A 26,180-nucleotide genomic window follows, 5' to 3' on the forward strand; every position below is an offset into this window, starting at 1 on the left:
CAAATATATACAAATTTTAATTCTGGAATAATTTCTGCCTGGAAACAAATCTGCAATTCAAACATGAGTCTGCTTTCTGCTATATAATATATACATAGAATAATAGTATTATCATCAGAAGAATTTGCAAAACTTCTCTTTACCTATCAGATTTCGATAAGTTCATAATTCCGACTTCCAAGCCCGATTTTTTCTCCGTAACTTAACTGGATATCTCCCATACTGTTCTTCCAGACACCTGTAAACTTGTCTCCTCCGGGTTCCATATTATCTTCCAGTTTGGATGCAGTAAATCCTTGCTGCCTGTTTACAAGGTCCAGGCTTGCCTGGTCGATGGCCACAGGGTCTGTGGAGGCCAGAATACCGATGTCCGGTACAAGAGGTGTATCACTCCATGGCACGCAATCACAGTCAGGTGTGATGCGGACAAGGAAATTCATATAACCTATTTTATCCTGTCTGCCGGCAACGGTGCCCAGGGCATATTCGCTCATCATTTCCATAAAATCAGGTATATTGTCATAATTGAAATCAATCGCCTCGACCGGGCATACTGTCATACATTCTCCACAGCCTATACACTTGTCGTCATCGATAGTGGATATATTGTCGTTATTAATCTCCATTGCATCGCAGGGGCATACTTCCACACAGGTTGCGCATCCGTTACATCTTTCTGTATCAATTTCCGGATGAAGGCCTTTGTGCTGTTCCATTTTGCCAGATACCGAACCTCCGCCCTTGCGAATCTTTGGTACAGATTTCGTCCGAAACAGTGTGATAATATTTCATGGACTGGCACATTTTCTAATATATAAACGTAATGCATGAGCTACGCTCATGCAACGTTCAGTGGTAATGGAAAAAGAGTTACGCTTTTAAAGCGAAAAGCTAATTTGATGGTCTCAGAAAATCTATACTTCACGTATAAACAAAAGAGAACACAGAGAAAGCGAAGATTTTCTTTGAAAATCGTGTTCGATGTGGTTACATTTGTATTCTCATGAGAATTTCTACAAAGTCAATGAACATTAAGTATATATTAAACGTCTTATATATACAATTCTGGCACAAATTATATATGGATTATGAGTTTATCTGAGGTCCGGGCACATTTGATTCTATAAGGGGTAAAATATGATTATTGACATGCATACACATTCTTTCTATTCCGATGGTACGCTTTCACCTGAAGAGCTGGTTAAGGAAGCTTCTGAAGTGGGACTGAAGTCTATATGTCTTACGGATCATGATACACTGGATGGTGTTCTTTCTGTTGGTGACACTACGTCAAGATATGGTGTTGAATTAATTCCGGGAGTGGAATTGACAACCAGCTATGCGGGGATGGAATTTCATATATTAGGTATGGGCATTGACGTTGGAGATACTAAATTAAAAACTGTGCTTACAAGGAAGGCTGGTGAAAGAGTTGAGAGGGCAAAAGAGATATCTTCTCTTCTGGGGGAGCATGGTTGGGAAGTCGATGTATCTTCTCTTTCTTCTTCAAAAGGCACGGTTACCACACATGATATTGCAAAAGCGGTAACAAACAGGGGTGGATCGGCGTTTGATTTTCATAATGAATGGTTATGTTCGGATTCTCCATGTGTTGTAGGTACTTCTTCAATGCCTGTTAAAGATGCTATTCCCATAATACAAAAGGCAGGTGGCAAAGCAGTCTGTGCTCATCTTTTGAGAACGCTTGGAGAGCATGGTCAGGGTGATAGTCTTTTTGAAATCGCCGGAGATATGGTCGATATGGGTATTGATGGCTTTGAAACATTCTACGGACAAAGCCGCATGGTTAATGTATCGATTATGAATTCAATAGCTGATCGCTATGGTCTTTTAAAAACAGGTGGTTCAGATTATCATGGTCCGGGCCATAAGGGCAGATGTCCTCTTGGTCAGTATTACTCTTATGGGTTTGGTTATGATCAGGAGAAAGTGTTGCAGAGTGTCCAGGTAAGGCCACTGCTTTCCTGTATCCCATAAAATTTACAGTTGCTTTATTCCAAGTTCTTCGGCAAGGGCATGGACTCTTTCCATAGCCTCTTTCCCGACACCCTTTTTTTTCATTTGATTGATACGTTCGTCGGTGGATATGCGTTTTGTTCCTTTTACAAGGTTATCCGCATGAGCAACTATTTTCTCTTCCATGGAGAGGGGTATATAATCCTGTGGTGGAAGATCCATCTCTTTTGCCTCATTCGCAGGGATACCTGCACCGATATGATTTTTTATAATAGATATTAGTTTTTTATCAAGGCCCAGTTCATCCGCACGCCGGCTACCGGCATCTGCATGCATAATACCGTGTGTGGTACCTCTTCCGATATCATGTAAAAGCCCGCCGATTCTGACGAGTTCGATATCGACATCATAGCCCCTTTTTTGAATCCTTTTTGCAATATCTTCGGATGCCCTTGATACTTCAATGCAGTGCTGGATGACTTTTTCGGAGCACCCTTCGTTTTCGAGTAATAGTATTGCATCCCTGTAAGAGATCATTGCTCAACTTTCCTGCAAGGCAGTAAGTCTTTCTTTTAGGGTATCAACCATTTCCGTATTTTCCTGGAAAATCAGGTCTTCACCACATACCGGGCAAAGGAAGTGGGAATCAGCTGCATTGTTGAACAGGATCCTTATGCATCCTTCCGGGCAGACGTAAAAAACATTATCCTCTTCAAAATCCAGGCGAGCCTGAAGGTTCTTAACAAGTTTTTTCTTCTCTTTTGTCAGCTGGGTTTCAATGTCATCCAGGTCAAGTTGCCACAGGTATGTCAGCCAGCCGCTGCTTGAATCCCTTTCCCGGCGACATATGGCGAGTTTATTCTCGTTCATTATGAATAGGTTTCTTCGAACAATATTCAATAACACGCCCGTAGCTTCTGCGATTTCCTCATCGGTGACTTCACCTTCGGGCATGTTTTCAATAATTGTGATTCCTTCTTCTCCAAGCAGCTGTATCAGGTATCCTCGTACTACAGGGTCATTTAAATCTATCAATTGATCGCCTCATGGAAAGGAATTTGTAATAAGTAGAGTTTACGTTTTCTCCCTTTCATATTATTTATAATTATGGGGTTGCATTACAGTATTTTATGTAGCATTTTCGCCTGTTCTTTCATATGTCCCATTACATCGTTCCTGGAATTGCCTTCTGCTAGAATCGAAACAACCGGGTCATCTAGGTATGCCTCGTAGCCGGATTTCGGGATGTCTGCAAAACGTCCCTTTCCAAAGACTTCAGATATTTGTTTGCTTATTGTAATCGGTTTTTCAGAAGCATAAATTATAGTTCTTCCACCCCACCGCTGGTATTTCGGTTTCTCGGGCAGTTTTCCGTTAAATGCATCCACATGTGCCTGGAATAGATTGATTCCTGTTGCAATTTCCACACTATCAAGGCTTCCCTGGAACCTGGCATTTATTTCCAGTATCACGGGTCCCTTCTCCGTAATTATGAAATCCATTCCATTGGAACCTTTCAGTTTAAAGTGTTTACATAATTTTTCGCAGATTCCAATCATTTCCTTTTCATAGGGTGTCTGCATGGGAGTAATATTTCCACAATAAGCAAACGGCATGTTGGTGAGCCAGGGAATTCCTATGAGTTGCTCATTAACAGCAATTGCAGTCGCCTGGTTTCCATTACTTATCATGGAAACACTTGCTGCATTTCCGTGTACGACTTCCTGCAGAATAAGTTCATCCGGGTTGAAATTCCCAGTTTTGCATATATTATCAATCTGATATTCCAGTTCATCTGTGCTGGTTACTATTTTATTGAAAATCCCGCCGCCCCCTATTGCTGGTTTGAGTATCATTGGGGTGTTTATTTGCGGAGGATTCGTAGCTACATGGGTTTCAGGATGGGGAATAGCAAGTTTTTGTAATTCTTTTGCAAAACGCTTTTTATCCGATACGATTTCCATCTGCCTTACAGAATTATTCAGGACCGGACATTCAAAGATGTCCCTCTCAAGCTTTTCAAACCCCGAACCCAGGACAACTCCGTCAAAATCCGTTTTGAAACTGTCCATTATCCGGACAATTTCTTCCCGATCCACTTCATGGATGTCTTCTTCCATCAAGGCATGGCATTTACAGGTATTATTTTCCAGATCCCGGTCACAAAAAGCATCTATTGCATATACATTGTAACCTGCCGTGTTTGCAGAACAGGCAATATTCCTGCTGCTGTACCCGATTACAAGGATGTTCTTCATGCTTTTATCTCTTCAGGGATGGGTATCATGCCATATTCGGTCTTGAGTACCGGAATTTCCTCTCCCTCTCTGGCAGTCAGGAAAAGGGTTTTTTTAGGGTCACTGTCTGGTAGTTTGTGGGATCAAGGACCATTATGGCATTGTCTTCAATTGCCACCAGCACAGCCCGTATTGCATCATTGTATACTCCCAGGAATTCAGCCTTTTCGATATCTTCTATGGATTCAATAACTTTCTTGCCGGTTTGCAGGTCTATACATTTGGCTTTTTTATCACAATTTTTTATTTGCAATATCTGATTATTAAAATAGAGAATATCTCCGGGAACATATTTTGGCAGGCGTACTGCATATGATACTCGATAGAGCTCCTTACCATCTCGCTGGCTGAACAAGGAAGGGGATTCCTGATGTTCTCCTCCAAGTTTGGATGTTATTATTTTACAGATCTGCCTGCAGGCGCCAGATGAGCCGATATAGTAATCTGTTCCTTCCTTTGATGAAGACATGTTTGATATAAAAGCCAGTCTGTCCCCTTTTTTCTCCATCCTGCTCAGGGTGTCGCGGACCAGGTGGTCACATTTTTTCTTTTCATCATCTGTAGGATTCCTGTTACTTGCCCTAAGCTGGATGATTCCTTCATAATAACCGGCAGCTATCCTGCTGCATGCATCACAGGCACTGCGCTGGACACGGACCTCAGTTGTAAGTTTTTCTTCCAGAGGCATGCCGTAGATTTCTGCCTGGATGTAAACATTAACAATATACTGGTAGGGAGTCAGCTTTTGAGGTTCAAATCCAAGTTCAATTATGTCTGCACTTTCATGAAGCAACAATTCTCTTTCAACTTTCTCAAGTACTGTATTTGTATCGTGTTTTGTATCTGTCCACTGTCCTCTTTCGTACTTGGAGCCACATCTGGCACAGATCTGGGTGCTTATGACCGGGTCTAATTCGGCAAGTTTAAACTGCTTGAAAAAACAGTTCTTGCACACATTTTCATAAAGATTGTGAGTAGGATTGCCACATTTAGGGCATATGAGTTCTTTCATTAGACGCTGCATTTGATGTTGTGTTGTATATTAGTCTTTTGGACATGTGGTTGGGATTTCTGTTTCAATAGAGTTTTCTATTACTTTCTTTTTATAATAATTGGTATAAGGATGGTTTCTTTTTCGTTATAAATGATCAAGTTATGTTACCCAAATGGATTACACATGTTATCCAAAAACTTTTTTTTATATACTATAGATATATTCGAGATAGCAAGTGTAATTGATTTGTAAACCGGTCAGGTGAATTAATTATTGGGCAGTATAAGGTATAATAGAAACTTGGAGTAATTGTCCGACATAATGGTGGTTGTAAACTAATGAGTGCAGTATATTTAACGGTCATAGGAATTTTACTGGCAATATCTGTATTTGCAGTTAAGGCCGGCGTGGGATGTGGATGTTCGACTATCGATCGCAGACAGTTGCTTACAATTGCAGGGATGTATTTTGTATTATCAGTAATAATAGGTGTAATTCTTAATTATGTTGATATATCCTACCTGCTGAATGCTTCCCAGCTTGGGATGGGTTTGCATGTGGTAATGGCCCTTTTGCTTCTTGGGGTTGGCATCTACACTTCCAAAAAATGGAATTGCGGGGTGGATGTGTCCCATAAGACTTTCCTTGTAATCTCCCTGCCCTGTCCGATATGCCTTGCTGCCCTTTTCATGTCCATCATGCTGCTTTCTAATACCGTTGAGATCAGCAGTGCGCTTCTGGGACTTGGGGTCGGTGTAATTTTTGTTGTATCCATCATTTCTTCTTCCCTGGTTGTCAGACGTTTGAACAAGGATCCCACAACCCTGGGCAATGCCATGACTTTCCTGGGTCTGTTCTATCTGATGGGTGCAGTAATTGCCCCTGCCTACATGCAGGCAAAACAGATGGGTCTTCCGACTTTCAGTGGGCCCGAATTCGATATTATACCGTTCATTGGCTTTGCAATTCTCATATCTGCCGGCTTTGCACTTAATCGTATCAAAATCCAGCATTAATTTAAGGAGTGATAATAAAAAATGGCAATAGATTCTTTGTTATTCCAGATAATGTATACAGTTTCTTCGTCACTATTGTATCCTGTTGTTATACTGCTTTTGTTAGCAGTGGTATCATCTTTGGCCCTGATCGGCGAATTCATTTCCGAGTATTCAAAAAGACATCGCAATGTCACCCAGCTTGAGGATGTGGGGAAAAGGGTGCAGGATTCCGTGAAATCCTCCGATTTTGATTCTGCTGCTTCACATCTGGGAGAACTCAAGCAAGATTTTCTTGTAATGGCATTTGCCCGGGATGCTGCCAACCATCTTGGCAGCAGCGCTGCTACCTCTATCGATTGGCTCTCCGAGGAGTATGAAGTCAGGATGACCAAAAACCTGGAGTATACCAAGATTCTTTCCACGGTTGCCCCGATGATAGGCCTGATGGGAACGCTTATTCCCCTCGGTCCGGCTTTGATAGGTCTTGCAGAAGGCAACATCCTCCAGCTGGCGCATAATCTGATGGTGGCTTTGCGACAACGGTACTCGGTCTGTTTGCCGGTATCGTAGGATATGTCCTGACCGTGGTACGTAAAAGATGGTACTGGCAGGATATGGCTGATATCAATTATCTGCTTGAGTGTATGGAGGGTGAGGAATGAGGAAGCAAAAGAAATACAGGCGAAGTGGCTTGCTGTACGAGGAGGATGAACAGAACCCCTTAACAGGCGTGGCCAACCTTTTCGACATAGCCATGGTCTTCTCCGTAGCCCTGCTTGTGGCCCTGGTGATGTCCTTCCAGATTCCTGAGCTGCTGTCTCCCACGGATGATGTGACCATTGTAAAGAATCCGGGAGAGGAAAACATGAAGATCATCGTCAAGGAAGGTCAGGACATTAAAGTACTGAACATGACCGAGCAGATCGGAGGCGGGTCAGGTGAGGCGCTGGGTACGGCCTATAAGCTGGCAGATGGCCGGGTTGTGTACGTTCCCGAGGGTAAAAATGAATCGGGAGGATAACCCGTTTTATTTTTTTGTTATATAAAACCAAGTTTATTGATTATATGTAAGGAGAAATTGTAAACAATTTAAGTTGAAAATATTGTGGTGACATCCCGACCTGTCGGCTGGCGGGCTTTAGGGTCGGGATGTGCTGCATACTATCGAGGCGATAATATGCGATTTGGAAAAGTGTGTTTATTAGTTTTAAGTGTATTGATTGTGCTGGCAGCTGCAGTGCCGGCGGTATCGGCAGAAGAAAATAATACGAGTTTGATGTTTGTACTGGGTACAGATGTAAACCAAGAATCTCTGCTCAATGCATCTTCAAATCCGGAAATATCTGCTAATTTGACTGTGGATGTATTCAATTCAACCGAATCAGTTCCTGAAGGATTGAACTTTTCCAATTACAGTGCCATTTTCATTGAGTCCCGTACAGAAGAAGAGATTGGCAACTGGCAATCAAACACGACTTCAAATTTGACGATTGCCAGGGAAAATGGAACCGATATAATTGGATATAATCTTTCATCCAATGTAACAGTTCCCAATGTCGACTTGTATTCGGAAGAATATACAGACATCGAAAGGTACTGGATACAGGGTGGAGATGCCAACATGGAATCCATGCTCAAATTTATGGGACAAAAATTCTGTGATCAATGGGAGAATGAAACGATTGGAGAACCTGAGATAATACATCCCAAAATCAATGTAACTTATATTATAAACTCAGACAACAGTATTCATTTCCTGAACAAAGTTCTATCAGAAAGGTCAGTAGTAACCGACCGTTTCAATGTAACGGTTATGGACGGTGAAGAAGCGGCTGCAAATCTGACCGATGTTTCCGATCAGGATGTCATAATACTTTACATGATGGGTGCCACACAGATTACGGAATTCAAGGATGTGCTGCTGGAAGCCAAAGACAATGGTGCCCAGATAGGAATGTTTGGTATGGATGATGCCTATGATATCACCACTTTTGATATGGCAAATCCACCTTATAGTTTCATGCAGGAATATCTTTATAATGCTGATTTTTCCAATATGGAACACTGGATAAGGTCGGTAGGTTTCATATTTGAAGATGCCTATATTGAATATTCTGAACCCCAACCGCCTTCCGTACCAGAGCATGGTATCTATCATCCGGATGCTCCCAGAGTATTTGAAAGTAGTAGTGAATATCTTGATTGGTATGAAGACAATGGATACAATGAATCTGCTCCAACTGTTGGTATAATAGCCAGTTACCATATTGAAAAGAATTCTCTCGCTTTCAATACGGAAGATCAGATAATCAGGAACCTGGAAGCCAAGGGTTGCAATGTTATTTTTTCAACTTACAAGGTAATTACAGATGACACATCTGAGTATTTTGTAAATAATGGCACAGTTCTTGTCGATTCGATGATTTCTTTGAAAAGTTTTAATTTCAAATGGGACAATCCCGCTGTGGGAATAGAGTCCATGAATGAATATAATGTTCCCGTAATCAAGGCATTACTCGACCGTTACCATACACCTGATGAATACAATGAAAGTGTGCATGGATTGAGCACTTCATCCTTATCCTACCAGGTAACCATGCCAGAACTTGAGGGTTTGATTGGTTATACTTGGATAGCTGGCAGGGTACAGGATTCAGAAACCGGACGATATTACTACAAACCCCTGGATTCACAGGTTGAATGGATTAGTGACAGGGCCATCTCTTGGGCAGAACTTGGCAACAAGAACAATTCGGACAAGAAGGTCAGCATCATCTACTACAACCACGAAGGTGGTAAGAATAACATCGGTGCCAGTTATCTGGATATAGCTTCCAGTTTCGAAGTGTTGCTTGATGAAATGAATGCCACCGGTTATGATACAGGTAATGGCAGTATTCCAAACAGCAGTGAGTTCATTGACCTGTTCATAGAAAGTAGGAATGTCGGTCCCTGGGCTCCAGGTGAGCTTGAAAAGGTCGTCGAATCAGGCAATGTCACGCTTGTGCCGGTGGACGAGTATATGGAATGGTATAACACCCTCCCACAATCCGTAAGGGATGGCGTTGAAGACAGGTGGGGCGAAGCTCCGGGTGACATAATGGTATATGATAACAAATTTGTCATACCCACAGTACAGCTGGGCAATATCAATTTCATACCCCAGCCCACCAGAGGGGACCTGTCAGATGAGTCTGTGATGTATCATGACAAGGACCTTCCACCTACCCACCAGTATCTTGCCACATACTTCTGGATCAACCAGGTCTATGATGCCGATGCAATGATTCATTTCGGAACCCACGGTACACAGGAATGGTTGCCGGGCAAGGAAGTGGGATTATGGCGCTATGATTATCCGTCCATCATGGTGGATGATACCCCTGTAGTATATCCCTACATTATGGACAATGTCGCAGAAGGTACTCAGGCCAAACGCCGTGGTAATGCGGTTATCATAGACCATCTGACCCCCCCGATAACAGATTCAGGTCTGTATGGGGAACTTGCCGAGATGCATGACAAGATACATGAGTATGGAGAGGCTATGGCCGAAAACAACACTGCTAAGATAGCCCTCTACCGCAACAGTACAATTGAAAAATATGAAAACCTTTCAATGGAGTACGACCTAGATGTAACCCCGGAAGAAATGCGTTCCATGAATGAAACGGAATTTGAGGATTTTGTTACAAACGATGTCCATAACTACCTGCAAGAACTGAAAGGGACTCTCATGCCTCTAGGACTCCATGTTTTTGGTGTTGCTCCGGATGATGAAAAACTTGTCTGTATGGTCAAATCCATGCTTCGCAGTGATTTCATCGATCACATAGTAAATGTCATTCCTCATGACACCGGGGATGAAGAGGACTGGGAGAATACCTCCAATTACCACGCCAATGATTTGTTGAATGCCACCTTGCTCAATGGTACAAATGTATCACAGGCCCAAACGGATGTTCTGGGCCTTACATATCCCAACATTACGGCAGACCTGAATACGGCACTCAATTATTCTGCAGCTCTACAAAATACCACACGTGAAATCGATCAGACTCTCAAAGCTCTGAATGCCGGCTATATAGAGGCAGGACCGGGTAACGATCCTGTCAGGAATCCGGACGCAGTGCCTACGGGGAAGAACTTTTACAGTTTTGATCCGCGAGACATTCCGGATGAAGAAACTGTGGAGTTGGGGGCTGAACTTGCCAATCAAATGATTGAACAATATAGGTCTACCCATAATAGATCTGATCCAGAGAAAGTAACGTACGTCCTGTGGGCTGTTGAGACAATGCGTCATGAAGGCTTGATGGAGGCACAGATATATTCCCTTCTGGGTGTAAAACCAACCAGAACCTATGGCCATGTAAGTGGATTCGAGGTAATTCCGCGGGATGAGATGAACCATCCCAGAATTGATGTTGTTGTGACTCCTTCAGGTCTTTACAGGGATACTTTCCCGAATCAGCTTCAGTTGATTGATGAAGCAGTACGTACCGTTGCAACTCTTAATGAAAGCGATAATTATGTGAGAGCAAATTCCCTGGAAATGGAAGAAGCATTGCTTGAAGAAGGATACAATGAAAGTACCGCTCTTACATTGTCCCGCTCAAGGATTTTCAGTGAGTCACCAGGAGCCTATGGTACCGGTCTGCCGGGAGCTATTGCAGCCAGCGATACCTGGGAAAATGAAGATAAACTGGCAGATCTCTATATTTCCCGCATGTCCAATATCTACGGACAGGATGTATGGGGAGACAGCTACGAAGATGTCTTCAGGATGAATCTTCAGGATGTAGATGCCGCTATTCATAGTGATTCTTCGAACCTGTATGGAATTATCGATAACGATGATTTCTATCAGTATCTTGGGGGTGTTAGTCTTGCCGTGAGATCCCTTACAGGTGATAATCCTGAAATGTACGTTGCCGATTTAACTGTGGACAATCCACAGGTAATCACTTATGAAGAAGCCTACAGGATGGATATTCGTTCCACACTTTACAATCCCAAATTCATATCCGGCATGATGGAATACGATTATGCAGGTGCCAGACATTTCATGAAAACCGTCGAGCATATGTGGGGACTGGATGTAACTACACCTGATATGGTCACGAATTCCGACTGGGATGAGATCTATGATGTCTATGTGGAAGACAAATATGATCTGGGTGTTGACGAGTTTATGAAATCGGATGATAATGCCTATGCCTATCAGTCAACTCTTAAAAGAATGATTGAAGCCGAGCGGAAAGGTTACTGGAAGGCATCTGATCAGGATCTCCAGAATCTGGTAAAGGAATACACTGAATCAGTTGTTGAGAACGGTGTCACATGTTGCCACCACACATGTGGAAACCCCACACTGGACGGATATGTTGAAGGTATGATGTCTGTTGCAGGTGTTAGTGCTGAAGACCAGGAGGCTTACGAGAAGTTGATGGATGAAGCCACTCAAAGTCCTGAATCATCTACTTCTTCATCCTCCTCCAGCAGCGGCGGTGTCGGCAGTGCACAGATAGTGAACGCCTCCACCACCGGTTCAGCATCCAATCAGACCACCACTACTTCAGATGGAGGATATGGTGAATCTACGCAGGAACCAACATCCGATTCAGCAGAATCCAGCAGCGATTACGTGGAAGGCTATGAGATGACCAAGGAAAACCCCAGAAAAGAGGAATCCGGGGGCTCATCCTTCTCCGGTGCTGATATTGTTGGATCTATATTGGTGCTTGCAGCAGTTGGTGCCATGTATGTCGGTTTCAGAAGGAGACAGATGTAAGGAATTGAAGACAAAAAGAGAATTTAAGGATATCCTTAATCACAGGATATCCACTTTTTTATTTCTGCTGATATGTAAAAAGAAAGACCTTTCAGATTTCCTTTTACACAAAAAGAATTTACTTAAAGTTTTTCGGCGATCTGCACAGCATTCAGGGCTGCACCCTTGAGGATTTGGTCCCCGCAGACAAAGAATTCCAGGCCGTGGTTTCCGAACACGATGTTCTGCCTGATCCTGCCAACTTCTACATTGTATTTCTGGGTGGCTGTCAGGGGCATCGGGTATACATTGTTCTCGATATCGTCCTTCAATTCAACACCTTCGACCGAGGCCAGCAGTTTTTTGGCGTCATCCGGTGAAATCGGTTTTTCAGTTTCAATAACAATGCTTTCCCCGTGGACCCTCAGGGTCGGGATTCTCACACAGGTGCAGCTGATCGGGATATCCGGCTCTTCGAATATCTTGTGGGTCTCCCAGACAACTTTCATTTCCTCGCGGGAGTAATCATTCTCCTGGAAACTGTCGATATGAGGGATAGTGTTGAAAACGATAGGATGGACAAAGGCCTGATGATTTACCTCTTTATCTTCAAGATAGTTCCTTGTCTCATTGATCAGTTCATTCATTCCCGCAGCACCGGCTCCACTGGTTGCCTGGTAGGTGCTGATTATAACCTTCTTCAGGCCGTATTCTTTATGGAGGGCATACAGTGGAATAGCCGCAATTGCGGTTGTACAGTTGGGGTTTGCAATCAGTTTTGAATCCCCGATGGCATGGGCATTGATCTCCGGAACCACAAGGGGCACGTTGTCATCATACCTGTATGCACTGCTGTTATCGATCACATAGCATCCTGCATCGGTTGCCTTATTGGCATTAGCTTTGCTCCACGAGCCGCTTATTGCGAAAAAAGCAATGTCAAGTTCCAAGTAATCTGCCGTGTCTGCATCTTCGATGGTAATTTTTCCGAAAGGAGTTTCCATTACCTTACCAGCGCTCCTGTGTGATGCGTAGAGTTTCAATTCCCCTACCGGAAAATCCCTGTTGCTCAATACTTCGATAATTTCTCTGCCCACCGCACCGGTAGCACCCATAATTCCGATCTTGTAACTCATTTTCATCGTCCGTTAATCGTCGGGACTTTTATTAACATCCCAAACGCTGTTTATATTGATCAAATATATACAAATTTTAATTCTGGAATATTTTATGCCTGGAAACGAATCTGCAATTCAAACATGAGTCTGCTTACTGCTATATAATATATACATAGAATAATAGTATTATCATCAGAAGAATTTGCAAAAACTTCTCTTTACCTATCAGATTTCGATAAGTTCATAATTCCGACTTCCAAGCCCGATTTTTTCTCCATAACTTAACTGGATATCTCCCATACTGTTCTTCCAGACACCTGTAAACTTGTCTCCTCCGGGTTCCATATTCTCTTCCAGTTTGGATGCAGTAAATCCTTGCTGCCTGTTTACAAGGTCTAGGCTTGCCTGGTCGATGGCCACGGGATCTGTGGAGGCCAGGATGCCGATATCCGGTACAAGAGGTATATCACTCCAGGGCACGCAATCACAGTCAGGTGTGATACGTACAAGGAAATTCATATAGCCTATTTTTTCCTGTCTGCCGGCAACGGTGCCCAGGGCATATTCGCTCATCATTTCCATGAAATCAGGTATATTGTCATAATTGAAATCAATCGCCTCGACCGGGCATACTGTCATACATTCTCCACAGCCTATACACTTGTCGTCATCGATAGTGGATATATTGTCGTTATTAATCTCCACTGCATCGCAGGGGCATACTTCCACACAGCTCCCGCACCCGGTACACTTGTTGACATCAATTTCCGGATGAAGGCCTTTGTGCTGTTCCATTTTGCCAGATACCGAACCTCCGCCCATTGCCAGGTTCTTGATTGCACCTCCAAAACCTGCAAGTTCATGACCCTTGAAATGAGACATCACGATCATGCTCTGGCATTCAAGCAGTTCGGATGCGATTTTAACACTGTCAAAATGTTGCCCGTTAATCGGTACCTGTCGGAAACTGTTGCCCAGCAATCCGTCTGCAATTATCAGTGGTGCCCTGGTGACCTCGTAACCAAATCCATGTTCAATTGCCGTTGTAAGATGATCCACAGCATTCCTGCGGGATCCTGAGTACAGGGTATTGGTGTCGGTAAGATAGGCCTTTGCACCCGAAGAATGGATCTTGTCCACAACCTGTCTGACGTTGACCGGACTTATGAAACCTTCATTGCCCTTTTCCCCGAAATGCAATTTGATGGCAGTGAGTTCGCCTTCATCAATTATGTTGTCAAATCCTGCTGCATCGTAAAGCCTTTTAACTTTCTGGATTGTATTTTCACAATCTCTGCGTACTTTCAGGTCGACAAAAAAGACTTTGCTTTTCATGGGTGATACATCTATCTTCAGCACTAATAAATTTGGTGCAAAAAAAGAATTGAAGCACCCGTATTTGACGGATGCTTTTCGATTTATTTATCCTGTGGTGGCCAGTTTTTCTCCAGCCATCCAGGAAGTCTGCCGGAATCTGCCGATCCAATGAGTACCCTTGAACCCACCTTATCCTCGACATCACCCTGCAGGCGTGCAGACAGGCCGGGCAGGATAACGGTGTTGTAGTTTGTCTTTTCCTTCAGGTCAAACTTGGCATTTTCCAGAGTCTTCTTGATCTTGTCTGCGGTCAGCTGTCCACCGGCAACAGCTGCTTCCACTCCGATACCCTCGGTATCTGCCACCACAATGTAGCAGTCTATCTTGTTAGAAGAAATATCACTCTCAACTGTATAGTAGGTGAGAGCAAAGTTTGTGGTAACTATAATTGGTGAATCGGCAGTAGGTGAACCGACCTCCCATACACCCGGGTCAACAGTTACAGGCTTTCTTGGGTCCGTGTAAATGGTATCTCTCAGGTGCATTTCAGGCAGCAATGCATAAGGTTCTATGCTATGCATGATCATAATGTCGCCGTACTTAACAGTGAGTACGGAGGCTACCACAGTTTCCCAGTAGGATGCACTGACATCGTCATCATATGCCATCCATGCAGTCAGGGGAACGGCCATAATTGGATAGGCAATTTCTCCATCCCCGTCTATACCTGCTCTTCTGATCTTCAGGAAATTTTCGAACGTTGTCTTCAGTTCCCTGCCTGTGGGGAATGTTCCCGGGTCAAGCACAAGGTCCTCTATTCCCAATTCTGCAAATGTCTTTGCCATTGACTTGAGCAGGTCCAGGTCATTCGGTGCGAATAGGGTTACAGGTACCTCATATTCCTTTGCAAGGCCGGCAACTTCTTTCCAGTTCTCCTGGTTGGCTGCATACATTAATGGCTTTTTGTCTGCTGCAACTTCCAGAGCGGCTTTTAGCACTGCCGGATCAAAAGAACAGAGCACAAGAGGTAATTCTGTAAGTCCGATTACCTTTTTCACGGTGCTGGCAAAAGTGTCGGGCTTGCCGGATACACAGCGTACCGCTACCATATCAAGGTTGAGGAATTCTCCCACATAGAATTTCTTGAAAGTCTGGATGGTATTGATTCTTTCCTCAAGTTCCTTTTCATCCATAGTGTCGGTGACATCGTATGCATAGGCTGTCTTGTTGAAAAAGGTCAATTTATGACGGAAAAGAACATCATCTCCACCAATGGTGACTGATTTTTCGCCAGTGCCAATGGTCACTTCCCTGATTTCCGGGGCAAGCAGTTTTTCCAGTTCCTCGAGTTTCTTTGCATACTTGTCTTCCTCTACCATGGGCAGGCAGTCTTCGCCACTTTTGGAACGGTCGATAAGGTGTGAGGCAAAGGCCATACATGTATCTTCACCACACCTGCCACAGTTTGTTCCCGGCAGGTATTTGTAAGCATCAAGGGGGCTATTTATCTTCATATTATACCTCCGCAGTGATCCAGTTGGTGATGTCCGGGTTCTTTGCTTCAATATTGCCATAGAGAGTTTGTGTAATCTCTTTGAGCACCTGTACGGATGTTGGGTGCATCATCATGAACATGTCATTGCCTGCAAGGGCAAGGGCCAGCCCTGTAACGATTTCCCAGATGGGTCCCCTATATTCTCTGGGTCCCCAGTCAGAATCTTCCTTAAGGGGTGATTCTTTCATCCAGGATTCACGTGCACCCCAGGCATTGGTGGTACCTGAAGACATCGGGAAGTTTAGTTCATCGTCACCCATAAGGGCGGACAATCTAATCCTTTCCATGTTACTGTAAGCATAGTCAAGACCGTATCCCAGGGCTGCTGTTGTCGGATCCATCACAATGCTGTCACGTGGGACATTACACTGCTTCATGAGTTTACGGTTGAGTTCTTTCTGAGCATTGATTTCAAGCTGGGTCCAGGAAAGGACTGCATGACCGTAATCCGTTGCTGCCTTTGCCACCCTTTCATAATCCAGGTTAAGACTTGCGGATGCAAGCAGTGCACGTTCTCCTTCGGCAACCTCTGCGGCTTTTTCGAGTACTTCAGGGTCTTTCTGTGGATTTCCTGAACCACCGATTACTATAGGCACATCAACTGCCTGTAATACATCCTCTACTACCTTTGCAGCCTCCTTTGCAGGAGTATCATTGATAAGAGGGTCTGTAGAAATCAGGTGAATTGTAACCATATCCGCATTATACTCATTGACAACTTTTTTAGCCCATTCTGCAGGGTCTCCCATAACGTCTTCGTAATTGGATTTGACAGATTTTGCCATTGAGATAGGCATGTCAAAAACATCCATTGTGACATAATTACGGTTGGGCATTTCTGCATCAAAATAGAATGGCATTGCCTTTTCGCCACCCAGAGTTATTGTGTGGCCACGGCTTCCCCCATCTGCGGAAGTTGCACCGAGGGTTACTTCCTGGATAGGTGTATTCCATTCGCTACTTCTGGCAACATCGAATTTAGCCTGCAACAGTTCCTCTATTGCAGGTTCTGCCTGTAATGCCGCAGTTTCTCCTCCGGCTCCAAGACATTGTGCAAAAAGCTGGTCTACAGGATAGCCCAGCATTCTGGCGATGTTTGCCACATGAAGGGAGATTTGGGCGGCTTCATGGCCAAGGGCATAAGCCATAGCCGGATTCATCCCCCCGCCTCCCTGTATATCAAGTTCTATGTCACCTTCGATAGTAACCCCTTCCAGGGATTCCACATCGAGGTCTTTTAAGATACTATTAAGGTCTGAAAGTTTGAGTTTATCTGACATTCCACTTCCACCATCCGATTATTTATTACAATCCAAGTTTTGCTGCGATTCTTTCAACTTCGATAACGGCTTTCGAATCTTCTGGAAGATCATAGAGAGCTTCCCCTGCGAGATCTCTCTCTGCAATCTTTTCATCCGTTGGAACAAGGCCTATTAATTTCAGGCCAAGTTCATTCGCAGTTTTCTGGATCTGTTCTTTATTGTCTTCTGTGACTTTATTTGCGACCACATGAATATTGTGCACATCTGTTTCCAGCTCATGCACAAGTTCACTGATTCTTTCGGCAGTCCTCATTCCCCTGCGGGAACCATCGGTAACCACCAGTAGATCATCGATATTCCTGATAGTCTTTCTGCTGAAATGTTCAAGACCTGCTTCCATGTCCATGATAACCACGTCATAGTTTTCGGTCAGGCGGTCCATGATTCCCCGCAGCAGATTGTTAACATAACAGTAACAACCTGATCCTTCGGGTCTTCCCATAACCAGCAGGTCATAGTCAGGTAACTCGTTGAGTGTTTCATATATCTTGGATTCGAATATCGATTCCTTGTTGATATCGGGTGGCATATTGTCCCGTTCATTCATCATGTATTCCTTGATGTCACCTATGGTACGGTCTGCCTCACATCCCAGGGTTTCCGGGAGGTTGGTATCCGGATCGGCATCGATTGCCAGGACAACCTTATCACTTTTTGTCAGGTGGCGCATTAGAAGAGTCGTTATGGCCGTCTTCCCGGTGCCGCCTTTACCTGTAATCGCAATGATTTTTGTCACAGAGAAACCTCTGTATTACTCGTTCTTCCTGATGATTATCTTATCAACAGATACCTTTGCATTCTTGAGAATAACCTTTACACCGCCACTTCCAGAACTTGTTGGCATGGCTGGCATATTCATTGGCATTGAGGCAGGCATCTGCATGGCGGGAGCGGCTTGTTGTGGAGTCTCTTCTTCCTCCGCAGCCTCTTCCTCTTCTTCCTTTTCCCATCTATTGACAATTGGATGGTTCTTTTCTTCCAGGAAGTCCTTGAGGGTTTCCAGATCCGATACATCCTCTTCAGTTGCGATCTTGTCTGCAATGTCATCCGGTATGTCGTCAGATACACGGTCTTTGAGATGTTTGGGCATCCAGACCACACGTTCCCATCCGCCGTCTGATTGAATGAATTTGGGAGAACGGAAGTAATTGATACCAACACCAAGGAANTCCGATACATCCTCTTCAGTTGCGATCTTGTCTGCAATGTCATCCGGTATGTCGTCAGATACACGGTCTTTGAGATGTTTGGGCATCCAGACCACACGTTCCCATCCGCCGTCTGATTGAATGAATTTGGGAGAACGGAAGTAATTGATACCAACACCAAGGAAGCCGCTTATCTGTTTTCCACCACCTGTCTGTCCTGCCATTGTAGAGAATGGAAGGCCGTTGGGTGCAGACTCGTTGAAATCCCTGTCGACCCATCCAATGCCGTCTACTTCGGGTATATAGAAACCTACTACCTCAAAGCATCCGCATGATGTGTGTGGATATTCAAAGAATGAGTGAAGTTTTATGCGATCATATTCCCCGCTTGACAGGGATTTTGCAGTCTCGTTTACACCGGTGTACTCACCTGATTCGGCATCAATGACATCACCCTTTGGAATCGGGAACTGCGGTCCCTCGGGGTCTACCTTGGCGGCTGCCCTGCCGTCAAACCAGTTGATAGCACCACAGAGGGATATCCTGTCCGGGGTTATTACACATACATTGGATGGTGCAAAAGATTGACAGAGGGTACATCCATAGAACGTATCAACATCCTCATCATGGAGGTTACGGGTCCTGTCATCCCTGGCCTTGTATTTGGCTTTTGCCTCGTCCATGAGTTTTTCAATCTCGTCCTTGTCCGTGATATAGGTAGCTTCCACCTTCTCTATGAACGGGAGTTCGTTCTTGAAAAGCATCATTATTGCCTGAGCAATGGATTCAAAGGAGGTAACACCTTTTTCCACAGCCTCTTTGCTTAAACGAACCCACACATCATAACGCTGGTTNGTTTTTCAATCTCGTCCTTGTCCGTGATATAGGTAGCTTCCACCTTCTCTATGAACGGGAGTTCGTTCTTGAAAAGCATCATTATTGCCTGAGCAATGGATTCAAAGGAGGTAACACCTTTTTCCACAGCCTCTTTGCTTAAACGAACCCACACATCATAACGCTGGTTCAGGTGCATAAGCCCCTGTATATAATTCTGGAAATCGTGGTTTCTTCTTTCCACAATGGATTCAAGGTCTTCTTCAACAAGTTCGCCGGCAATCTTGTAGATCATGGCGAAGGGGTATCTTCCTCCCTCTTCCATATCCTGGATGTCCGGACCGATCATGTTAAACTTGCCGTCTACCACGTCATCCATCTCAGCTGCCTTTACAAGTTCAAAACCAATGGATTTGGGACCTGAAAGTTCCACATACATATCATTTTTTCTGATTCTTTCTCCTTCAAACATTGGAGAAATTTCAAAAGGAAAATCTTCAGCCATTCTTTATATCCTCCCTCTTTAAAATTCAAAGGTTATCAATAAGTTCGTCCAGTGCTTCCAGATGTACTTCGGGTGTAATATTACCAAAAGACATGGTAGCATTTTGGGTATAATGTCTTCCTATGTTAATTGTTTTCAGGTCTGAAAATTCTTCAGTCCTGAAAGGACCTGATTAATATAATATTTCTTATGTCCAAGCAGGATTATCAGATCATAACATCCGTTATCATCCAACCCACCCCATTTTGGGTCACAAAGAAAAGTACCAAGGAAATGGATGTTGATATATTTTGCATCCACTCCCTCTTCATCGATAAATCCCTTTATGGAATGCCCGGTAGCAGCTACAGGTATACCTTTCTTTGCTATTGCTTTTGCACGGGCAAGGAGTTCTTCTTCCAAAACCTCTGAACCAACAACAAAGAGAGGCCTTTTAGCTTTTTCTATCATCTTTGCCACAATAGCTGGCTTTGTGCCCTTGGCAGTTTTAGGCCCATATGTTGTGTAAACTTTCAGGTTTTTCGTAACATCAACCACTTTTAGGCCTCCTTGCACAATCTTTTTACATTAGTGGGTTGGGCCGATACATCCAATTTACTGGTGGGTCCGGAGATGATCTTCTTTTTATTCCAGTCTATTTCCCATCCCAGCTCTTGCTCAAGTTTCTTCAGCAATTCTTCACGTCTTGCAAGTGGCAGATCGGTTTCTCTTCTGACAAACTTGTACCAGTCATCAGGGATTATTCCGAGGTATTTTTCACTGAGTTCGATGTAATGCGTAAGTTTGATCATTCTTCCCATATTGTTGTCACTTGGACGGATACAGTTCTTGGCAAGCATAGGCATCATTTCATCAATGGTTTCTGCGGTTGTCAGCAAGAACTCCGGAGCTGCCGGGATATCCATTGTTTCCCCGTTTCTTGCATCCAGAACCTTCCATTTATCTTCTTCATAGGGTTTGCCTATGAGTGCTCTGCGGTATTTTGAACCGTGGGGACCAAGAATTACAGGAATTCCAAGCCTATTGCAGCCGGTTCCAATTGAAGATGCTTTCTGGGAATATGCTCCCCATGCTACGCCAACCGCTCCAACACGATTCAGGACATAATCGGCGATCTCCTCGTAGTTTCCTGTAATGTTACGTTGTGCAAATATTGCGGCAACCTTGATGGCAGCAGCTGTGATATGGGAGTTGGAAACACATGAGCCCACGTTGATAAGGTTTCCTTTCTGGAACTTCGCCGAATATTTCTCGTAAAGTGTTTCTCCATCTTCGTTCTGATACATTCCAAGATCCATTGCAGAACATCCGGACATCAGGACTATGTAGTTACGGCGTAGCATTTCGTCTGCTATCCGATACAGGTCTTTTGTTCCATCAGGATAATTTGAACATCCGACCATTGCAATGATTCCTGGTGTGGTACCCATAACGAGGTTGACACCTTCTTCACGAATTTCAGGGTCACTGATCTGGCCACGTCCGACACGAACTTTGCCTATTTCTTCCCGGATTACTTTCTGGGATGCCTTTTCAATTACATTGAGGACAGGTATATCCTTTGGACATGCCTGTTCACATCTGCCACAGGCTACACATTTGTCATGGAGTATTTCGAAAGGCCTGAGATCACCTTCTTCAGCAGCAGTCATGGCATCGCTGATTGGCAGGTTTGTCGGACATTCGAGTTCACATGCAAGGCAATGTACACATCTGGAGGTAAGTTCGTTGAACTCTTCTTCAGTAGGTAGGGATACGACACCTTTTTCCTTGCGAATTTTTGACATTTCCTGTGTAAGTCTGGGGGCAACTTCACCGAGTTTTTCAAAGTCAAGGATCAAGGCACCATCATCCCTTCCGGATTTGAGATCATCAATGATATCCTCTACATCATCATCTGACCTGTTTGGAAGGCCATACATGATTTTCTCATTGGTTGTGATGACAGGCATCATCAACTCTTTTGCTTCCCTTAGTACGTCGGCACGTACACACTGTTCATCGACAACAATTACGTCAGGAACCCCGGAGCGTATCATCTTGAGTTCTTTGGCAAGGGTTCCGACAACCTTGGCCTTTGGCACGTCTCCTCCTTCGGTTCTGTATCTGGTCATGTCCAGAGCGGTACAACACAGACCACAAAGTTCCATGTTTTCGGTCAGGTCATGGTCTTCCATATAGTCTATAATGTTGGTTACTCCGGCAACGTTATGACCGATTACCAGTAGGACAGGTTTTTCGGAGTCAATAGTTCCCATTCCAATTTCTGATAGGGGCGCGTTTTCATCCGCTTTTGGCATTTCCAGACAGGCTATCTGGGCGATATCAGAGATTTCCATACCAACATGGTCAAGCATTCCACCATGCATCGCCTTGGATTCAAAATCGATTGCCTCTCCTTCCTGTCCTACATGGACACATGCAAGAAGCTGGACAAGTTGTTCCTCCACATAATCCAGGGCGTCTTCCAGATCGCCGAGCGTTTCAGGTTTTTTGCCTGTTACTATCTGGACATTGGGAGCAATTATATTTGTTTGTCCGACTTTAAGCGGATAATCTGCCCCGTACTTGTCTATCAGGTGGTGGAGTAGGTGTCTTCCGTGACCGGAGTGAGCTGATGCTCCTGTAATCACACGCAGCATGAATTCCCTGGCGTTATGGCCTTCCATGTTGATACCACATGCACCTTCCTTGTTCCCGGTAAGGTCACAGGCACCGAAGGTACAGTAACAACACTGGTCACACATGGGTGTATAGACCGGGTTGTATCTTTCAAGAAGTTTATAATCCCAATCCCTCAGTCCGGAGATGTTGGGTTTTACAGTTGGGCCGACTTCTCCTTCTTCAGCGGCGGTTTTTTCGATAGCACCTACAATGCTGCCGATGTTGATCTGGACGTTTTCCAGGTCGCTGACAGAGAATGTCCCTGTTTTAAGTTCACTCATCTACGTATTGTCCTCCTGGGTGTCCCATTGCTATAAACGGATAGCTTCGATGGGAATGTTATAGTTTGATAAAAAGTTAATAGTTTATACAGTAGTGGACTGTGTCATTACTAATGTATATCCGATATATAAGTCTTTCCGGTATTTATCATGATTATAATAGATAATTCTTTTTATTTGTTTGCGGCGTTAATTCAACCTGCTTTCTGATTATGGAAATAGATTTATTTACTTTTGCATATGTGTTTAGGTAGGAGGATATTTTGGATAATCAATGCTGGATATGCGGTAAGAAGGAGCCAGTGATGTATGCATGCCGCTACTGTGGTAAAAATTTTTGCTCTAATCACCGCCTTCCTGAAATACATGGCTGTGAAGGCCTGGGCGATGGAACACGTTTCAGCTCTGCACAAAGTGCAGCTGGAAGTAGTGGTGCCAGAGGCCGCAGTACTTCCGGTACAGACCAAATCGTGAAGGATTTTTTTAAAGAAGCCACCAAAAGTGCTGCAAAAGGTGTGGCCGGAAGTGCATTTAACAGAACTAAACGCTCCTTTTATGCCAGCCCATCAATGGCCATAATAATTATATGTATATTTTCATTTTTCCTGGAGCTCCTGCTGGGTCAGCCTTATTACACTTTATTCCAGCTTGAACCGGGTAATATCCTATCCAGACCCTGGACTTTAATATCTCATATGTTTCTCCATGCAAGTCTTGGTCACCTGTTCTTCAACATGCTTGTTCTCTATTTCTTTGGCAGGATACTGGAGAGGCGCATTGGCAATTCAATGTTTATTTACCTGTATTTTATTTCCGGGATAGTTGCAGCTTTAGGCTTCATTGCAACGACCTCTACTAGTTACCCGATGGTGGGGGCCAGTGGGGCAATAATGGGTGTTTTTGCAACCCTCGCAATTCTTGAACCAAATTTGCCCGTATATGTCTTTTTCTTCCCAATGACTATCAAGTCTGCTCTAATACTCTTTGTGATAGTGGACTTATTTTTCATGTACGTGAATATTTCCGGGGATATGATAGCTCATGCAGCCCATTTGAGCGGAGTTTTTGTCGGCATCATTGTGGGCCGCAGACTTAAGAAGAACTTAAAGGTTTCCCGGGGTTCCTTATACAGGCGGTGGTGATAGTGGGCTCCACCAAACATCTTTCTTTAATGTATCCCAGGCCTCGTGAAGGAGAAGAAATTCCCGTGCAGTTTATCGATATGGAAAAAAAAAATTGCAGCCTGGTCACCTGAAATTAGAAAGACTTTATACTTTGACTCTTTTGAACAGGCCGAAGGATTAAAAAGAATAAGGGAAGTATTTGTTTTAAGGGTGTATAACTGGTACCGTGATGGGCAATCTATTATTGAGTTAACAAAACGACGAAAGAATGCAATTTGAGGATATTTTCAATAAATTTCTCTTATACAGGGGAGAAATTAGGTACAGGAGAAAGAAAGAAGGAAGAAGGTACAAAAACTATTTCGTACTTGTGGACGATTCATATTCCAAAAAGAATGTAAATGAATGGTTGCTTGCTGAAAGATTATAAGGTTTGCAGGTCCTTAGTTGTTATTATAGTCATTATTTGTAATTATGGTTAATTTTTGTTGATACTGTGGTTGCACATATTTATTATTATAATGTTTATACCTGCAATAAGAGGCAATATGCAGAATGTAAAAACCGGATTTAATTCCATCGTCAAATACCTGAGTACTAAAAAGGAAGTAGGACGAAGGAGTATTGGGCTTCTTGTAGATGGCCCCAATGTCCTGAGAAAGGAATTTGATATAAATTTAGAAGAAATAAGGGATGTATTGAAAGAGTACGGTAATGTCAAGATTGGACGTGTTTTCCTTAATCAGTATGCTTCTAATAAACTTGTAGAAGCTGTGGAAAACAATGGTTTCGAACCTGTTATTTGTTCAAGCGATGTGGATGTAAGGCTTGCTGTTGAGGGAATGGATCTTGTTCATAATCCCAATATTGATACTCTTGCACTTGTGACAAGAGATGCTGACTTTAAACCCTTATTGAATAAAGCAAATGAACACGGCAAAGAAACTATAATCTTTGGCGTAGAACCTGGATTTTCAACTGCCCTTAGAAATTCTTCTGACTATGTTATAATTTTGAATACAGGAGAGGTTTCGATACCTGAAGAAGAGATGTCTTGAATCATTCATCATCTCTTTTACAGGACCTGATATCATCGATCATTTGTTCCAGATGTGGTCTTGAAATTCCACGTTTGATTTCTGTACAATTCTTTACTTTTTCCATTAATGCACATAATTCTTCGTGTTCAAGGGAATTACCCATATCCTTAATTATCCCTTTTAAAGCCTTCAATCCTGTATGCTTGCCGACTATAAGGTTACGGACCCCGCCAACCATTTCCGGAGAAAAAGTTCGTAAGTCCGCGGCTCTTCCAGGATTGCCATGACATGTATCCCGGATTCATGCATGAAGGCATGTTTGCCCACAATAGCTTTATTTACGGGAGTTGTCAGGCCGGAATAATCTTCAACTTTTCTTGCAAGACCGTTAAGATGTGTGGTATCGTAGTTTTCGATTCCGTACTGGACACGAAGGGCTACAAGTACTTCTTCAAGAGGAGCGTTTCCTGCTCTTTCTCCGATACCATTTACGGTGGTATGTAGTTGCTTTGCCCCTGCTTCGGCTGCTGCTAAAGTATTTGCAGTGGCAAGTCCGATATCATTGTGACAGTGAATGCATATGGGTGTATGCACCTTTTCTTTTACCTTTTCAACCAGATATTTTGTAGTAGAAGGATTTAATATTCCAATGGTATCAGCGATGCTCACATAATCAACATTGTATTTTTCCGCTTCCTGAAATGCATGTTGCAGGGTGGGTATAGGTGTACGCGTGGCATCCTCTGCGGCAAACCTGACTTTAAGTCCATGGTCTTTTGCATATTCTACTGTTTCCATCGAGCAACCCAGTACATCGCTGCAGGAGCGGTGATATTTGTGTTTCAAGTGAAGGTCTGAAAGAGCTATGAAAATGCTCACTATATCGACATCACAATCAATAGCAGCATCCACATCCCCCCTGATGGACCGGGCCAGGCAACACGTTTTTGCATTCAGCCCCATATTACTAATTTCCTTTATGGTTTCTTTTTCAGAAGAAGAAACGACAGGAAATCCGGCTTCAATAACCTCGACACCAATTACATCCAGTTCACTTGCCAGGTCCATTTTCTCTTCTTTGGTAAATGCAACACCGGGAGTTTGTTCGCCGTCCCTGAGGGTCACATCACATATTTCTATATCAAGAGGTTCGATATCAATGAAATCCATCATTTCATTTCTGGAATACTCTTTATCTGGAGCCATTTTATCGCTATCCGGTCCTATCTTTAC

At 43.6% G+C, this 26,180-nt stretch carries 20 protein-coding genes and 3 pseudogenes; 8 read left to right on the forward strand and 15 right to left on the reverse strand.

Annotation, left to right across the window (positions count from 1 at the left end; genetic code table 11):
• Positions 1–146 precede the first annotated feature (146 nt).
• Entirely contained in the window at positions 147–785 is a 639-nt protein-coding gene (locus C9889_RS00015; protein WP_318531579.1) for a 4Fe-4S binding protein, read from the reverse strand.
• Between the two features lie 352 nt (positions 786–1,137).
• On the opposite strand from C9889_RS00015, the gene C9889_RS00020 reads away from it, so the two are divergent.
• A complete protein-coding gene (locus C9889_RS00020) occupies positions 1,138–1,998 on the forward strand; it encodes a PHP domain-containing protein (RefSeq protein WP_129596243.1) in 861 nt (286 codons plus the stop codon).
• A 3-nt stretch (positions 1,999–2,001) separates the two neighbouring features.
• On the opposite strand, the gene C9889_RS00025 is transcribed toward C9889_RS00020, so the two are convergent.
• The 4 genes from C9889_RS00025 to C9889_RS00040 all read right to left on the reverse strand — a co-directional run bounded on the left by C9889_RS00025 (position 2,002) and on the right by C9889_RS00040 (position 5,286).
• Positions 2,002–2,514 (reverse strand): HDIG domain-containing metalloprotein, encoded by a 513-nt coding sequence (locus tag C9889_RS00025; RefSeq protein WP_129596245.1) that lies wholly within the window; start codon positions 2,512–2,514, stop codon positions 2,002–2,004.
• A 3-nt stretch (positions 2,515–2,517) separates the two neighbouring features.
• A complete protein-coding gene (locus tag C9889_RS00030) occupies positions 2,518–3,012 on the reverse strand; it encodes a transcription factor (protein ID WP_129596247.1) in 495 nt (164 codons plus the stop codon).
• A gap of 83 nt (positions 3,013–3,095) precedes the next feature.
• The gene (locus tag C9889_RS00035; RefSeq protein WP_129596249.1) at positions 3,096–4,235 is read right to left on the reverse strand and encodes an ATP-grasp domain-containing protein; all 1,140 of its coding nucleotides are present in this window, start codon (positions 4,233–4,235) and stop codon (positions 3,096–3,098) included.
• A gap of 76 nt (positions 4,236–4,311) precedes the next feature.
• Entirely contained in the window at positions 4,312–5,286 is a 975-nt protein-coding gene (locus C9889_RS00040; protein ID WP_164999231.1) for a 60S ribosomal export protein NMD3, read from the reverse strand.
• Between the two features lie 320 nt (positions 5,287–5,606).
• Here C9889_RS00040 and C9889_RS00045 point away from each other — a divergent pair, with 320 nt between their 5' ends.
• The 4 genes from C9889_RS00045 to C9889_RS00060 all read left to right on the forward strand — a co-directional run bounded on the left by C9889_RS00045 (position 5,607) and on the right by C9889_RS00060 (position 12,060).
• Complete coding sequence (locus tag C9889_RS00045; protein ID WP_129596253.1) at positions 5,607–6,284, forward strand: DUF2162 domain-containing protein; 678 nt, start codon at positions 5,607–5,609, stop codon at positions 6,282–6,284.
• 108 nt (positions 6,285–6,392) lie between these two features.
• Positions 6,393–6,836, forward strand: a complete 444-nt coding sequence (locus C9889_RS00050) for a MotA/TolQ/ExbB proton channel family protein (RefSeq protein WP_318531449.1) — start codon at positions 6,393–6,395, stop codon at positions 6,834–6,836.
• Between the two features lie 88 nt (positions 6,837–6,924).
• Complete coding sequence (locus tag C9889_RS00055) at positions 6,925–7,287, forward strand: DUF2149 domain-containing protein (protein ID WP_129596255.1); 363 nt, start codon at positions 6,925–6,927, stop codon at positions 7,285–7,287.
• Between the two features lie 156 nt (positions 7,288–7,443).
• Positions 7,444–12,060 carry a cobaltochelatase subunit CobN gene (locus C9889_RS00060; RefSeq protein ID WP_129599309.1) on the forward strand — a complete coding sequence of 1,539 codons (4,617 nt, stop codon included), beginning with the start codon at positions 7,444–7,446 and terminating at the stop codon, positions 12,058–12,060.
• Between the two features lie 122 nt (positions 12,061–12,182).
• Here the strand turns inward: C9889_RS00060 and C9889_RS00065 are convergent, their stop codons facing one another.
• The 9 genes and pseudogenes from C9889_RS00065 to cdhA form a co-directional block, all read right to left on the reverse strand.
• Positions 12,183–13,175, reverse strand: coding sequence for an aspartate-semialdehyde dehydrogenase (locus tag C9889_RS00065; protein ID WP_129599312.1), 993 nt, complete (start codon positions 13,173–13,175; stop codon positions 12,183–12,185).
• Positions 13,176–13,382: 207 nt separating this feature from the next.
• A complete protein-coding gene (locus C9889_RS00070) occupies positions 13,383–14,492 on the reverse strand; it encodes a DUF362 domain-containing protein (RefSeq protein ID WP_129596257.1) in 1,110 nt (369 codons plus the stop codon).
• 83 nt (positions 14,493–14,575) lie between these two features.
• The gene (acsC, locus tag C9889_RS00075) at positions 14,576–15,988 is read right to left on the reverse strand and encodes an acetyl-CoA decarbonylase/synthase complex subunit gamma (protein WP_129596259.1); all 1,413 of its coding nucleotides are present in this window, start codon (positions 15,986–15,988) and stop codon (positions 14,576–14,578) included.
• 1 nt (position 15,989) lies between these two features.
• The gene (gene cdhD / locus C9889_RS00080) at positions 15,990–17,309 is read right to left on the reverse strand and encodes a CO dehydrogenase/acetyl-CoA synthase subunit delta (protein WP_129596261.1); all 1,320 of its coding nucleotides are present in this window, start codon (positions 17,307–17,309) and stop codon (positions 15,990–15,992) included.
• A gap of 25 nt (positions 17,310–17,334) precedes the next feature.
• Positions 17,335–18,087 (reverse strand): ATP-binding protein, encoded by a 753-nt coding sequence (locus tag C9889_RS00085; protein ID WP_129596263.1) that lies wholly within the window; start codon positions 18,085–18,087, stop codon positions 17,335–17,337.
• Between the two features lie 15 nt (positions 18,088–18,102).
• Positions 18,103–19,353, reverse strand: a pseudogene (gene cdhC / locus C9889_RS11520) (CO dehydrogenase/CO-methylating acetyl-CoA synthase complex subunit beta); the annotation flags it as partial.
• Positions 19,323–19,838 carry a hypothetical protein gene (locus C9889_RS11525; protein WP_449405476.1) on the reverse strand — a complete coding sequence of 172 codons (516 nt, stop codon included), beginning with the start codon at positions 19,836–19,838 and terminating at the stop codon, positions 19,323–19,325. The pseudogene cdhC and the gene C9889_RS11525, both read right to left, overlap by 31 nt.
• Before the next feature lie 25 nt (positions 19,839–19,863).
• A pseudogene (cdhB, locus tag C9889_RS00100) lies at positions 19,864–20,375 on the reverse strand (CO dehydrogenase/acetyl-CoA synthase complex subunit epsilon).
• Positions 20,376–20,377: 2 nt separating this feature from the next.
• Positions 20,378–22,783, reverse strand: coding sequence for a CO dehydrogenase/acetyl-CoA synthase complex subunit alpha (gene cdhA, locus C9889_RS00105; RefSeq protein ID WP_129596265.1), 2,406 nt, complete (start codon positions 22,781–22,783; stop codon positions 20,378–20,380).
• A 263-nt stretch (positions 22,784–23,046) separates the two neighbouring features.
• On the opposite strand from cdhA, the gene C9889_RS00110 reads away from it, so the two are divergent.
• From C9889_RS00110 to C9889_RS00120, 3 genes are all read left to right on the forward strand, one after another.
• Complete coding sequence (locus C9889_RS00110; protein WP_129596266.1) at positions 23,047–23,925, forward strand: rhomboid family intramembrane serine protease; 879 nt, start codon at positions 23,047–23,049, stop codon at positions 23,923–23,925.
• 250 nt (positions 23,926–24,175) lie between these two features.
• A complete protein-coding gene (locus C9889_RS10175) occupies positions 24,176–24,337 on the forward strand; it encodes a hypothetical protein (protein ID WP_225419903.1) in 162 nt (53 codons plus the stop codon).
• A gap of 118 nt (positions 24,338–24,455) precedes the next feature.
• Positions 24,456–24,965, forward strand: a complete 510-nt coding sequence (locus tag C9889_RS00120; RefSeq protein WP_129596268.1) for a TIGR00288 family NYN domain-containing protein — start codon at positions 24,456–24,458, stop codon at positions 24,963–24,965.
• Position 24,966: 1 nt separating this feature from the next.
• Here the strand turns inward: C9889_RS00120 and C9889_RS00125 are convergent.
• A pseudogene (locus C9889_RS00125) lies at positions 24,967–26,153 on the reverse strand (homocitrate synthase family protein).
• Positions 26,154–26,180: the final 27 nt, after the last annotated feature.

The organism is Methanohalophilus profundi (genome assembly GCF_004137855.1).
In the GTDB taxonomy this organism is placed as follows: domain Archaea; phylum Halobacteriota; class Methanosarcinia; order Methanosarcinales; family Methanosarcinaceae; genus Methanohalophilus; species Methanohalophilus profundi.

Bases quoted from the DNA above. Each gene is read 5' to 3' on its own strand.
- C9889_RS00020 (WP_129596243.1), top strand. From the start codon at position 1,138: ATGATTATTGACATGCATACACATTCTTTCTATTCCGATGGTACGCTT.
- C9889_RS00025 (WP_129596245.1), bottom strand. From the start codon at position 2,514: ATGATCTCTTACAGGGATGCAATACTATTACTCGAAAACGAAGGGTGC.
- C9889_RS00035 (WP_129596249.1), bottom strand. From the start codon at position 4,235: ATGAAGAACATCCTTGTAATCGGGTACAGCAGCAGGAATATTGCCTGT.
- C9889_RS00040 (WP_164999231.1), bottom strand. From the start codon at position 5,286: ATGAAAGAACTCATATGCCCTAAATGTGGCAATCCTACTCACAATCTT.
- C9889_RS00045 (WP_129596253.1), top strand. From the start codon at position 5,607: ATGAGTGCAGTATATTTAACGGTCATAGGAATTTTACTGGCAATATCT.
- C9889_RS00055 (WP_129596255.1), top strand. From the start codon at position 6,925: ATGAGGAAGCAAAAGAAATACAGGCGAAGTGGCTTGCTGTACGAGGAG.
- C9889_RS00060 (WP_129599309.1), top strand. From the start codon at position 7,444: ATGCGATTTGGAAAAGTGTGTTTATTAGTTTTAAGTGTATTGATTGTG.
- C9889_RS00065 (WP_129599312.1), bottom strand. From the start codon at position 13,175: ATGAGTTACAAGATCGGAATTATGGGTGCTACCGGTGCGGTGGGCAGA.
- C9889_RS00070 (WP_129596257.1), bottom strand. From the start codon at position 14,492: ATGAAAAGCAAAGTCTTTTTTGTCGACCTGAAAGTACGCAGAGATTGT.
- acsC (WP_129596259.1), bottom strand. From the start codon at position 15,988: ATGAAGATAAATAGCCCCCTTGATGCTTACAAATACCTGCCGGGAACA.
- cdhD (WP_129596261.1), bottom strand. From the start codon at position 17,309: ATGTCAGATAAACTCAAACTTTCAGACCTTAATAGTATCTTAAAAGAC.
- cdhA (WP_129596265.1), bottom strand. From the start codon at position 22,783: ATGAGTGAACTTAAAACAGGGACATTCTCTGTCAGCGACCTGGAAAAC.
- C9889_RS10175 (WP_225419903.1), top strand. From the start codon at position 24,176: ATGCAATTTGAGGATATTTTCAATAAATTTCTCTTATACAGGGGAGAA.
- C9889_RS00120 (WP_129596268.1), top strand. From the start codon at position 24,456: ATGCAGAATGTAAAAACCGGATTTAATTCCATCGTCAAATACCTGAGT.